Raw genomic sequence first — 11989 nt, 5'->3', positions numbered from 1 at the left:
GCCGAGCTGATGTCGATCGGCGAGGAGATCTACGACGAGTACATGGCCGAGCGGATCTGGCCGGGCACGCGGGCGCTGGCGCAGGCACACCGCCCGGGAGCAGCTCCCGGGCACACCGCATCACCGTGGAAGCGCGAGCCGCCGGTCGCCGGATCACGAACAGTAGGACGACGCAGGCGTGGCGAAGGTGGACGTAATGGTCAAGGAAAGGCCCGCAAACAATCGTGAGCGCGGTATTGAGGGTGCGGGGGCGGGTGGGCCGGAACCCGAGGGCGCGAAGACGGGGTCACGGGAGAAGGGCGCGCGCTCACCGGTCACGGTGCGGCCGCGCCGGGAGCGGTACCTGGTGACACCGCTGCCGCAGCGGCTGCTCCCGCCAGGAGTACTCGAACTGAGCATGGACGAGGTGTGCGACCTGCTGGACGGGATGCCCGAGGTCAAGGTGAGGCGCAGGCTGCGGCCGTCGGAGAAGCGCAACTCGCTGGGGCTGCCCCCCTCCTGTCCGGAGGTCGCGGTCGTCGAGGTGCCCGAGGCCCAGGTACCGGCGGTGCGAGCGCTGCATGTGCACATCGAACCGGACCTGCCACTGTCCGGCACCGGACCCGCCGCCATGTCGGCTGCGGGGATACTGCCGCTGCGCGATCCGGGGCTGATCGCGCCGCTGGAGCAACCGGCGGAGATCTCGTTGCGCGTCTGCGGCCCGGACGGCGAACCGCTGGCCGGCGCGCGGGTGTTCCTGATCGGTGCCAGTTGGCCGAGCCAGGGCGTCACCGGGGCCGACGGGACGGTCACCGTCACGCTGTCGACGGAGACCGCGCAGTCCGTCCGGTCCCTGTACGTGCGGCCCCCGGGCGGTTACACGGACCGCTGGATCCATCGCCCCGACCTGTCGGCGACCCAGGAGAACGTCGTCACCCTCACCCCGCTGGCCAAGGTGTACCCGGAACTGGAGGAGCGGCAGCAGTACGGCTGGGGCCAGCAGGCCATGCGGCTGGACCGGCTGCCTCCCACGTTCCGTGCCTTCGGCGTCAAGATCGCCCTCATCGGTTCGGGCGTCAGCGTCGACCACCCCGATCTGAAGGGGGTGCGCTCCGGGGTCGACCTCGTGCACGGCACGGACGACGGCTGGGCGCACGACACGATGGGGACCGGTACGCACACGGCGGGCATCGTCGCCGGGGCGGACACCGGCAAGGGGGTCATCGGCATCGCGGTCGACGCCGAGATCGAGGTCTGTCAGGTGATGCCCGACGGGCATTTCAGCGATCTGATCGCCGCCCTGGACCACTGCATCGAGCGAGAGGTCGACATCGCCCACCTCGCGGTAGCGGCCCCGTACCCGTCGTCGCTGGTCGCGTGCAAGCTCGCCGATGCCCACGCGGCAGGCGTCGCCTGCGTCGCACCGGCCGGTGACGTCGGCGGACCGGTCGCCTTCCCGGGCTCGCTGCCCACCGTGTTCACCGTGGGCGCGCTGGGAGTCGTCGGCTCGTGCCCGCAGGACACCTCCCAAGCCACCCACTACGGGCGGCAGTTGACGCCGGAGGGATTGTTCGCCGCGCCGTTCGGTTGTTACGGCCCCGGGATCGACGCCGCCGCTCCCGGCGTGGCGGTCCTGTCGTGCGCACCACAGGGCGGCTACACGCTCCTGGACGGCACCGGCGCGGCCTCGGCCCACGTCGCGGGCCTCGCCGCCCTCGTCCTCGCTCACCACGAGGACTTCCACGGTCAGTCGTTGCCCCGGGGACCCGGTCGGGTGCGGCATCTGTTCGAGATCATCGCGGCCAGTTGCCGTCAGCCGGCCGCCCCGGGCACTCCGGAAGGGGCCCGGGTAGGGCGCGGCCTGCCCGATGCCCTCGTCGCCCTGAACCTGGCCCCCGGAGTGGGGGCCGCTCCGGGTCTGTCGCTCTGTGCGCCGTCCACGGCCGGTTAGGGCCGCATCACCATATGAGCCGGTTCCCGCGCCGAGTGCGGAACGGCACCCGCCCTGAGGAGCGGGTGCCGTTGCCGTTACGCACCCGTCCGATGACGCCGGTCGCCCACCGTCATCGTCCGACGGCCCAATGCCCTTCGGGTCAGCCGCCGGTGGACTGTTCTTTGCTGTGCGCGGCATGCCGAGGGCGATATTTGTACGAAACCTGGCCGACGAGTTCCCGGAAGCACACCAGGGCGGTGATCGGCGGAATTCCGACGATCACCATCGAAAGCGCGGAATGTGACGAGTGGCTGATGCAGAGGGCCACCGCCGTGGCGGAGGCGAGCAGAATGACGCACCAGGAGCGCCGGGCGGTCCGGTGCTGAAGGGCCGCTCGCAGGATGGACAGCGCGGCGACGAGCCACGGTCCGTACACCGTCAACGGCCACCACTGCGCCAGTGGCGCCGGCAGTACGGTAGAGGCGATGGCGCACAGCTGGTTGTACGAATAGGCGATGGACCAACCCAGCATGGCCACCGCGCAAGCGGCGATGGTCGTGATCAGGATCGTGGCAGGTGTGATTTTCTGGCCGGCGTCGAGGATGTGGGATCCGGGCCGGGGGCGCCGCCGGTCGATCCTGTGGCGATGCTGTCCATCCATGGTGACCGGAGCGGGATCCGTGCTGGTGACGCCGGACAACATCTGGGCGAGCTCTTCGTCCGGGTCCCAGTTGTTCGGTGCGAGGTCAGGGCCGTGCGTGCCCCAGACGTGCTGCGTCTCGAAGGGGCCGACGTTGTAAGAAGTTTGCCCGAGTGCGTCGTAGTCGGTTCTCAGGGCGAACTGAAAGTCGTAGAGGCCTGATTCACCTTGATACCTGTCCATTCTCCAGCTCCTCCGCGCCGTTGCTCAGGGCGTTCCGTCCAGAGTGCGCAGGTATTCGCTTTCCATCTCGCTGATCTTCTTGAGGAAGTCGTCAAGAAGGTCCGAACAGCCCTTGAGGCGCGCGTCGCTGTCGATCGAATCGCACCAAAGCGTGCCGCTTCCACCGGGAATCTGATCTTCTGGTTCGTTCCAACTCACGATCACCTAACGAGCGTCACCGGGTGAAGGGTATCCGGCATTCGGGGGAACGGCTCCATGAAGAATCGTTTCTTCGGGCAGAGGGCGGCGGTTTGTTGACGTAATTCTGGCTATGCGTGCAAATCATTTTCAGATGAATAACATCTCACTCTCTGTGGTGGGCGCCGGAGGCGGAGATGTCCGCGGAGGGTGCGGCGCGCCCACGCGACGAGAGCCTCGAGAGTGTCTGCCGTGACGGCGGCCTCGTCTGGTTGGCCCTGACCTTGGGGAATAGTCTGGACATATCGGGTGCACCCCTCGCCTGTACCTCTTCCGCGGTGAGCGGAGCACGGAATCACGGACGCCGGGAGCCGGTGACTGCGGATTGTCGGAGCGGCGAGGTCAGTGGGAGGCGCTATGACCGGGCAGAAGACACAGCAGGTCGGGCTGTGGCCGCGACTGCGGGTGGCGGACTGGACCGAGACCCGGGACACCCTGCACATGTGGACCCAGATCGTCGGCAAGATCCGGCTGGCCCACGCGCCCATGGTCAACCATTGGTGGCAGGTCGCCCTCTACGTCACCCCGCGGGGGTTGACCACTTCCGCGATCCCGTTCCGGACGGGCGTGTTCGATATCGAATTCGACTTCATCGACCACCGGCTGTGCATACGTGTCAGCGACGGAAGCCGACGTGAGTTGGCGCTGGAGTCCAAACCGGTGTCCCAGTTCTACGCCGAGATCATGGGCGCGCTGGGGGAGTTGGGCATCCAGACCCGCGTATACCCCCGACCGAACGAGGTGGACCCGGCCATCCCGTTCGCGGACGACTTCCGGCACGCCTCCTACGACCCGCACGCCGCGCGGCTTTACTGGGGTCAACTGATGCAGGCCGCGCGGGCGTTCGGCGAATTTCGGTCCCGTTTCGTCGGCAAAGTCAGCCCTGTGCACTACTTCTGGGGGGCGATGGACCTGGCCTGCACGCGCTTCTCCGGCCGGCCGGCGCCGCCGCATCCCTCCGGCGGTGTCCCCAACTGCCCGGACCGGGTGACAACGGAGTCCTACTCCGTCGAGCTGTCCAGCTGCGGGTTCTGGCCCGGCGGAGGTGAGGAGGGCGCGTTCTACGCCTACGCCTATCCCGAACCCGCCGGCTTCGCCGACTGCCCGGTCCGTCCCGCGGCGGCGTCATACCGACGGGACCTCGGCGAGTTCGTTCTGCCCTATGAGGCGGTTGCTTCCGCCGCCGACCCGGACCAGGAGCTGAACGAGTTTCTGGACAGCACCTATGAGGCGGCCGCCGAGTCGGGCGGCTGGGACCGGGCGGCCCTGGAGGTCGACCCGCACCGTCGGCAACAGCCATGAGGGCTGTTCTACGGCCGCCTTGACGCGTACCGGAGGCGGGCCCCCGCCCTCGGACCGGACGGGAGCGGTCTCAGTGGAGCAGCGTCGCCGGGCTTCCTCCGTTCGCCTCGTACCCGGCGACCGCGAGCGCCCGGTACACCGCGTAGTCCGCGGCCGGATCGGGGTTCAGGGTCCAGGGGAGCGCGCCCACGTGGCCGTCGATGTGAACCAGCTGGGCCATCGCCTCCGCCCAGCGCTCGCTGCGGACGAGGAAGAACACAAGGAGGTGGCGGACGTGCGCCAGCATCGGGTCGTCGGGGCGGGCCGTCTGGACCGCGAAGAGCGCGCCGTGGATCGCCTTGGTCACGACCTCGCTCTGGTAGAAGCCCTGGACCAGATTCACCTCGGGAAGGTGTTCGAAGACCGCGAAGAGGGGCATCGCGGCCAGGAGCGAGCCCTGCGGAGCGCGGGCCGCGGCGGTCTGCGCGAAGGCGTACGCCAGCTCCCGTGAGCCGTGCCACTTCTCGCACCAGTAGTGCAGCGCCGCCAGGTGTGCCCCCATGTGGGCCGGCGCACGGTCCAGGATCTTCAGCCACAGCTGCTCGAACTCCGGCTGCGGGTAGGCGAGTCCGCGGGCCACCGAGAGCTCGATGATGTACGGGATCGGGTCGCCGGGGGCCAGCAGGGCCGCCTGCGCGCACGCCGCCTTCGCCTCCTCCATGATGATCCGGAAGTCGTCCGTCCCCGGCGTCGACGTGCGCCACGCCTGCTGGACCAGGAACTCCGCCTGTACGGCCGCGCCGCCCGCGTCCTTGGGGGCCTCGGCCCGCCAGACCCGCAGCCACTGGCCGCCCGGCGTCTCGCTCACCCCGCCCGGCCGTTGCTGGAGCTCCAGGGACGCGGCACCGGCGAAGGCCTGCACACGCTGCCAGCGCGCCTCGCCCTCCTTCTCGGTGCCGGCCAGGAGCTGCGAGGCCGCGCGGTAGTCCTGCGTGCGCTGCACCAGGTCCAGGACGTCCAGCAGGTCCTGGTCGGGGCCGGGCATCCGGAGGTCCAGCGCCTCCTGGCGCACGAAGCCGTAGTTCGCCGGGTCCGCGGCGTCCGGGGCGCCCGGCGCGACCTGCTGGATGCCGGCACGCCTGCGCCTGAGGAAGGGGAGCAGGACCATGCTGAACAGGACCAGCGCCATCAGGACCCAGAGAATCTCCATGCCTCAAGCGAACCAGACGGGTCCGGCAATTGGCCAACCTGGTCCGCGAGCCTGTGGAAAACCCGTCGCCGTGCTCCAGCGTCCGGCGCCCGGCACGCGCGCTGCCATCGGCGCCACGAGAGCATTACCCTCGGTGCTCATGAGCGACAGGCAGATCAGTCAGCACTTCGAGACCCTCGCGATTCATGCGGGCAACACCGCCGATCCCCTCACCGGAGCGGTCGTCCCGCCGATCTACCAGGTCTCGACCTACAAGCAGGACGGCGTCGGCGGACTGCGCGGCGGCTATGAGTACAGCCGCAGTGCCAACCCGACCAGGACCGCCCTGGAGGAGAACCTCGCCGCCCTGGAGGGTGGCCGACGAGGCCTCGCGTTCGCGTCCGGGCTGGCGGCCGAGGACTGCCTGTTGCGTACGCTGCTCAGCCCCGGCGACCACGTGGTCATCCCGAACGACGCGTACGGCGGTACGTTCCGTCTCTTCGCCAAGGTCGTCTCGCGGTGGGGCGTGGAATGGTCGGTCGCCGACACCAGCGATCCCTCCGCCGTGCGCGCCGCGCTCACCCCGAAGACCAAGGCCGTGTGGGTGGAGACCCCCTCCAACCCGCTCCTCGGCATCACCGACATCGCCGCCGTCGCCCAGATCGCCCGTGACGCGGGCGCCAGGCTCGTCGTCGACAACACCTTCGCAACCCCCTACCTCCAGCAGCCGCTCGCCCTCGGCGCCGATGTCGTCGTGCACTCCCTGACCAAGTACATGGGCGGTCACTCGGACGTCGTCGGCGGCGCGCTGATCGTGAACGACCAGGAGCTGGGCGAGCAACTGGCCTACCACCAGAACGCCATGGGCGCGGTCGCCGGCCCGTTCGACTCGTGGCTGGTGCTGCGCGGCACCAAAACACTGTCCGTCCGTATGGACCGGCACAGCGAGAACGCCGCCAAGGTCGCCGACATGCTCACCCGGCACGCGCGCGTGACGCGCGTGCTGTACCCGGGCCTGCCGGAGCACCCCGGTCACCAGATCGCCGCGAAGCAGATGAGGGCGTTCGGCGGCATGGTCTCCTTCCAGGTCGAGGGCGGCGAAGAGGCGGCCGTCGAGGTCTGCAACCGTGCCAAGGTGTTCACGCTCGGTGAGTCCCTGGGAGGTGTGGAGTCCCTGATCGAGCACCCGGGGCGCATGACGCACGCGTCCGCTGCCGGGTCGGCCCTGGAGGTCCCCGCCGACCTCGTACGTCTCTCCGTCGGCATCGAGAACGTCGACGACCTCCTGGAGGACCTGCGGCAGGCCCTGGCCTAGGGTTTTTCGGTCACCACTTGCTGATCGGTGGAGTCGTCGTCGACGGCGGCTCCACCCAGGGGTGGGCGATCCACGCCCAGATCGCGAAGGCGAGGGTCGCCGTGACCAGCACCAGCCACATCAGGCGGCGCGCCACCGTGCGGCGGCGCAGCATGCGACCGCCTCGCCGCACCACCTCGGCGCAGAGGTCCGGCGGCACCTGGGGCGGCGTCCGCTCCAGCATCCGGCGTACGGCCGCCTCCCGCTCGGGCGCTTTCACCGGCCGCCTCCGATGCCGTACGGATTGGGGAGAGCAATGGGGCACGGCCGCGTCAGGGCGCCGCTCACACTCGGGCCGGGAGCGGCGGGAGTGCCGCTCGCCCACCCGTACGACCCCCTCATGACGGCACCGTCTTGGCGCCCAGCGCCGTCGGCGTCGCCTCCCGTCGCGGATGCAGCAGCGTCGCGAGCGCCCGCGCGTAGATCGCCTGAATCCGCTCGGTGGGCAGGCCCAGCAGCGCGGCCGTCTGCTCCTCGGCGACGCCCTCGTACAACCTGAGGACCAGGATCAGTCGCTCCTGGGGCGACAGGTCGGCGAGGACGCTGCCCGAGTCCGGGCGGTGCCGGCCGAGTACTCCGTACCGGTGCCATGCCTCGCGCGCGAAGCGGGCGGCCAGATGCTGGCGTGCGCGGTCGTACGGGTCCTCGCCGCGCAGCCTGTCCCAGGACGCGTACGTCTGGGCGAGGGCCAGCGTCAGGAGACGCCGCGCACGCGGGTTTCCGTCGGGGGCCTCCGCGGTGAGCAGCGTGGCGGCGTGCAGCAGCCGCCCGGCCGCTCCCGCGACGAACGCCTCGAACTCCCGGGCCTGACGCACGCCTTGGGACGCCTGCCGTTCTCGCACTGCGCCTCCCGTCTGAGGGCGATCCTGAGAGCACAGGACCCGCCGCGTACGGTGACGAAGGCGTGTGCACGGTGGGACCGCACGGTAGGCCGGACCGCGGACGACAGGGACCCCGTTTCATATGATTCATATGAGACCGGCCGTGCCCTCCCGGTCAAGAGCCGGGCAGCGTCCGCACGCACGCGTGGACACGTGATGACGTACGACGCGCCTCGGGACTCAGGACGTCGGCTGTGACTCCGTCGCCGGAAGCCCCTGTGTGGTCTGCCGGGCGGACAGGGCGACGTTGAACCGCGTGAGCAGCGTGCAGAACGCCTGTCGCTCCTCCGGTGTCCAGTCGTTCGTCAGTTCGTCCATGAACTGCCGCCTGGAGGAGCGCACGTCGTCCAGGCGCGACAGCCCCCGGGGGGAGAGCTGAAGTACCACGGCGCGTCCGTCCGCCGGGTGCGAGGTGCGCTTGACGAGACCGGTGTCGACCAGCGGGGCCACCTGCCGGGTGACCGTCGACGAGTCGATTCCCATGCTCGCGGCGAGCGCCTTGACGCCCATCGGACCCTCCTTGTCGAGGCGGTTGAGCAGCAGGTACGCGGCACGGTCCATGGAGTTGCGCGCCTGCCCGACCCCGCCGAGCCGCGTCTGTTCCGCGCGCCGGGCGAACAGTGCGACCTCGTGCTGCAGCATGTCCAGGAGACCGGTGTCACCGACGGTCGTCATGTCCGTCGACATGTCAGGTGGTGTGGGCATGGCCGGGGCTCACTTCATGCGTGGGGAGCTGGATTGGGGGACAGGGTACGCGCCCGGGGCGCAGGTCGTACCGGCGCTGCGCAAACACGTACCAGGCCTTGGGTCATATCTGCTGTGAAGGGATGTGAACTGCGAAACTGGTGGCCATGAGCTACAGCACGGCTGACTTCTTGGCGGCAGTGACACTCGACGACGTTCGGGGCGCCCAGAAGATGTTGTCGGGTGTCGCACGCGTCACGGCCATGGCGGGCAGCAGGCATCTGACCCGGCTGGTCGGCACGCCGGTGCACCTCAAGTGCGAGAACCTCCAGCGGACCGGGTCGTTCAAGCTGCGCGGCGCGTACGTGCGCATCGCGGGGTTGCTGCCCGAGGAGCGCGCCGCGGGCGTCGTCACGGCGAGTGCGGGCAATCACGCGCAGGGCGTGGCTCTCGCCTCGGCGTTGCTCGGGGTGCACTCCACGGTGTTCATGCCGAAGGGCGCTCCCCTTCCGAAGATCAGCGCCACCCGCGAGTACGGCGCCGAGGTGCGGCTGCACGGCCAGGTGGTGGACGAGACGCTGGCCGCCGCGCAGGAGTACGCGACCCGGACGGGTGCGGCGTTCATCCACCCGTTCGACCACCCGGACATCATCGCGGGCCAGGGCACGGTCGGCCTCGAGATCCTGGAGCAGTGCCCCGAGGTACGCACGATCGTCGTCGGTGTCGGCGGCGGCGGGCTGGTCGCGGGTATCGCGACCGCGGTGAAGGCACTGCGCCCGGACGTGCGGGTGGTGGGTGTGCAGGCGGAGGGCGCGGCCGCGTATCCGCCCTCGCTGGCGGCCGGGCGTCCGGTGTCGGTCGGGCATCCGGTCACGATGGCCGACGGGATCAGGGTGGGGCGGCCCGGCGATGTGCCGTTCAAGATCGTGCGCGACCTGGTCGATGAGGTTCGTACGGTCTCGGAGGACAACCTCTCCAGCGCGCTGCTGCTCTGCCTGGAGCGGGCCAAGCTGGTAGTGGAGCCGGCGGGCGCGAGTTCCGTCGCGGCGCTGCTGCGCGAGCCGGACGCCTTCGAGGGTCCGGTCGTGGCGGTGCTGTCCGGTGGCAACGTGGACCCGGTGCTGCTGCAGCGCATCCTGCGACACGGCATGGCCGCCGCCGGCCGCTACCTGGCGGTCCGGCTGCGGCTCACCGACCGTCCGGGCGCGCTCGCGACGCTTCTCGGGGCGCTGTCGGTGGTCGACGTCAACGTCCTCGATGTGAGCCACGTGCGAACGGACCCGCGGCTGGGGCTGACGGAGGCGGAGGTCGAACTGCACCTGGAGACGAAGGGCCCGGAGCACTGCGTCGAGGTCGGTCACGTGCTGCGGGAGGCGGGCTACACGGTCATCGACTGAGGCCGGGGCCAGGGGCGTGACCATCCGGAAAAAAGCATTGAGAGACGCGATACATCGCGTTATAGTGAGCCTCGTCACGACCAGGAACCTGCCCTGACCCGATCCCCAACGACGTGGAGAATTCATATGCCGGGCGCCATCTACGCCGAAGGTCTGGTGAAGCACTTCGGCGACGTAAAAGCCCTGGACGGCGTCGACCTCGATGTCCCGGAAGGCACCGTGCTGGGCCTCCTCGGACCGAACGGCGCGGGCAAGACCACCACGGTCCGCTGTCTGACGACCCTACTGCGCCCCGACCGCGGCACGGCGATCGTTGCGGGGATCGACGTCCTCAAACACCCTGACGCGGTGCGCCGCTCGGTCGGCCTGTCCGGGCAGTTCGCCGCGGTCGACGAGTATCTGACCGGTCGCGAGAACCTCCAGATGGTGGGCCAGCTTTATCAGATGAAGGCGAAAGCGGCGAAGCAGCGGGCGGTCGAGCTGCTGGAGCAGTTCCACCTCACGGACGCCGCCGACCGCCCCACGAAGACGTACTCCGGCGGAATGCGCCGCCGGCTCGACCTCGCGGCCGCTCTGGTGATCCGACCGCCCGTGATGTTCATGGACGAGCCGACGACCGGCCTCGACCCCCGCAACCGGCAGGAGTTGTGGGGTGTCATCAAGCAGCTGGTCTCCGGCGGTACGACGTTGCTGCTGACCACCCAGTACCTCGAAGAGGCCGACCACCTGGCGCATGACATCTGCGTCGTCGACCACGGTCGGGTCATCGCCCGCGGCACCTCCGACCAGCTCAAGGCGCAGACGGGTGGAGAGCGCGTCGAGATCGTGGTGCGCGACCGCGCACACATCACCACCGCCTCCGAGGTGCTGCGCGGCTTCGGCAAGGGCGACACGACGGTCGAGGAGCACACCCGTAAGCTCACCGTCCCGGTCACCGGCGGCGCCAAGCTCCTCGCCGAGGTCATCCGCGAGCTGGACAGCCGCGGCATCGAGATGGACGACGTCGGACTGCGCCGCCCCACTCTGGACGACGTCTTCCTGTCCCTGACCGGTCATGTCGCCGAGGAGAAGCCCGAAGAGAGCGGCGGAACCAAAGATCCCAAGGCCCGCAAGCACACGAAGGAGCCCGCCCAGTGAGTGCTGCCAACGGCGCCGTACCCGTCGCGGCGCACACGAACCCCGTCAGCCAGTCCGTCCGTGACTCGCTGGTCGTCGCCAAGCGCAATTTGATTCGTATGGGCCGGATCCCCGAAATGCTCATTTTCGGGCTGATCCAGCCGATCATGTTCGTGGTGCTGTTCACCTATGTGTTCGGCGGCTCGGTCCAGGTCGGCGCGTCCAGTTCCACGGCGGACTACCGCGAGTTCCTGATGGCCGGCATCTTCGCCCAGACCGTCACGTTCGCCACGGCGGGCGCGGGTGCGGGCATCGCCGACGACATGCACAAGGGTCTGATCGACCGCTTCCGCTCCCTGCCGATGGCACGCGGCGCGGTGCTGACCGGCCGTACCATCGCCGACCTGGTGCAGACGGCGCTCACCGTCATCGTCCTGGCGGTCGTCGCCGTGATCGTCGGCTGGCGCACGCACGAGAACTTCGGCAAGGTGCTCGCCGGATTCGCGCTGCTCCTGTTCCTCGGGTACGCGTTCTCGTGGATCGGCGCGCTCATCGGCCTGTCCGTGCGTACTCCTGAAGCGGCGACCTCGGGCGGTCTGATCTGGCTGTTTCCGCTGACGTTCATCTCGAACGCGTTCGTGGACGCGAACCGGATGCCGTCCTTCCTGCGACACATAGCGGAGTGGAACCCGTTCAGTGCCACCGTGCAGGCGTGCCGCGAGCTGTTCGGCAACCTTCCCCCGGACTTTCGGACGCCCGATGCCTGGCCCATGCAGCACCCCGTGTGGGCCTCGTTGATCTGGTCGGTCGTGATCATCCTGATCTTCCGTACGCTAGCGGTACGCAAGTACCGCCGGGCGGACGGTTGACGGCTCCGCCGGCACCGGCACCAGGTTGCCGGTGGTCTGAGTAGGCCTCTGACCAGGGACAACGGCGTCTGCCGAAGCCCCCTCCAAGCGTGCGAATTCCAGGGGTCGTTGCAACACAGGTGATCAACTGGCTGTGGCCAGGAGCTTAGCGAGGCGCTCGGCTGGGGTTTCCCAGCCGAGCGTTTT

12 protein-coding genes and 1 pseudogene are annotated in these 11989 nt (G+C 69.3%); 7 read left to right on the top strand and 6 right to left on the bottom strand.

Annotated elements, in window-relative coordinates:
* Positions 1–228: pseudogene (locus ACWDEX_RS36720) on the top strand (hypothetical protein); the annotation flags it as partial.
* A complete protein-coding gene (locus ACWDEX_RS36715; protein ID WP_450468961.1) occupies positions 197–1930 on the top strand; it encodes a S8 family serine peptidase in 1734 nt (577 codons plus the stop codon). The pseudogene ACWDEX_RS36720 and the gene ACWDEX_RS36715, both read left to right, overlap by 32 nt.
* Positions 1931–2072: 142 nt before the next feature.
* On the opposite strand, the gene ACWDEX_RS36710 is transcribed toward ACWDEX_RS36715, so the two are convergent.
* Entirely contained in the window at positions 2073–2795 is a 723-nt protein-coding gene (locus tag ACWDEX_RS36710; RefSeq protein WP_450468959.1) for a DUF2637 domain-containing protein, read from the bottom strand.
* Positions 2796–2819: 24 nt separating this feature from the next.
* Entirely contained in the window at positions 2820–2993 is a 174-nt protein-coding gene (locus tag ACWDEX_RS36705; protein ID WP_450468957.1) for a hypothetical protein, read from the bottom strand.
* A 396-nt stretch (positions 2994–3389) separates the two neighbouring features.
* Between ACWDEX_RS36705 and ACWDEX_RS36700 the strand changes: the two genes are divergently transcribed.
* Positions 3390–4334, top strand: coding sequence for a DUF5996 family protein (locus ACWDEX_RS36700; protein ID WP_450468955.1), 945 nt, complete (start codon positions 3390–3392; stop codon positions 4332–4334).
* Between the two features lie 70 nt (positions 4335–4404).
* Here the strand turns inward: ACWDEX_RS36700 and ACWDEX_RS36695 are convergent, their stop codons facing one another.
* Positions 4405–5523 carry a hypothetical protein gene (locus ACWDEX_RS36695; RefSeq protein ID WP_450468953.1) on the bottom strand — a complete coding sequence of 373 codons (1119 nt, stop codon included), beginning with the start codon at positions 5521–5523 and terminating at the stop codon, positions 4405–4407.
* Between the two features lie 139 nt (positions 5524–5662).
* Here ACWDEX_RS36695 and ACWDEX_RS36690 point away from each other — a divergent pair, with 139 nt between their 5' ends.
* Entirely contained in the window at positions 5663–6817 is a 1155-nt protein-coding gene (locus ACWDEX_RS36690) for a cystathionine gamma-synthase (protein ID WP_450468951.1), read from the top strand.
* A 10-nt stretch (positions 6818–6827) separates the two neighbouring features.
* Here ACWDEX_RS36690 and ACWDEX_RS36685 read toward each other — a convergent pair whose 3' ends face one another.
* From ACWDEX_RS36685 to ACWDEX_RS36675, 3 genes are all read right to left on the bottom strand, one after another.
* Complete coding sequence (locus ACWDEX_RS36685) at positions 6828–7076, bottom strand: hypothetical protein (protein WP_450468949.1); 249 nt, start codon at positions 7074–7076, stop codon at positions 6828–6830.
* A 118-nt stretch (positions 7077–7194) separates the two neighbouring features.
* The gene (locus ACWDEX_RS36680) at positions 7195–7698 is read right to left on the bottom strand and encodes a sigma factor-like helix-turn-helix DNA-binding protein (RefSeq protein ID WP_450468947.1); all 504 of its coding nucleotides are present in this window, start codon (positions 7696–7698) and stop codon (positions 7195–7197) included.
* 219 nt (positions 7699–7917) lie between these two features.
* On the bottom strand, positions 7918–8424 hold the full coding sequence (locus ACWDEX_RS36675; protein ID WP_450468963.1) for a MarR family winged helix-turn-helix transcriptional regulator: 507 nt from the start codon (positions 8422–8424) through the stop codon (positions 7918–7920).
* Between the two features lie 164 nt (positions 8425–8588).
* Between ACWDEX_RS36675 and ilvA the strand changes: the two genes are divergently transcribed.
* The 3 genes from ilvA to ACWDEX_RS36660 all read left to right on the top strand — a co-directional run bounded on the left by ilvA (position 8589) and on the right by ACWDEX_RS36660 (position 11803).
* A complete protein-coding gene (ilvA, locus tag ACWDEX_RS36670) occupies positions 8589–9818 on the top strand; it encodes a threonine ammonia-lyase (protein WP_450468945.1) in 1230 nt (409 codons plus the stop codon).
* 126 nt (positions 9819–9944) lie between these two features.
* A complete protein-coding gene (locus ACWDEX_RS36665; RefSeq protein WP_450468943.1) occupies positions 9945–10955 on the top strand; it encodes an ATP-binding cassette domain-containing protein in 1011 nt (336 codons plus the stop codon).
* Positions 10952–11803 (top strand): ABC transporter permease, encoded by an 852-nt coding sequence (locus ACWDEX_RS36660; protein WP_450468941.1) that lies wholly within the window; start codon positions 10952–10954, stop codon positions 11801–11803. The genes ACWDEX_RS36665 and ACWDEX_RS36660 overlap by 4 nt, the downstream gene beginning before the upstream one ends.
* Positions 11804–11989: the final 186 nt, after the last annotated feature.

The sequence above is a fragment of the Streptomyces sp. NPDC001020 genome, assembly GCF_053599115.1.
The sequence above is the reverse complement of the archived record's forward strand: the minus strand, read 5'-3'. Positions and strand labels throughout refer to the sequence as shown.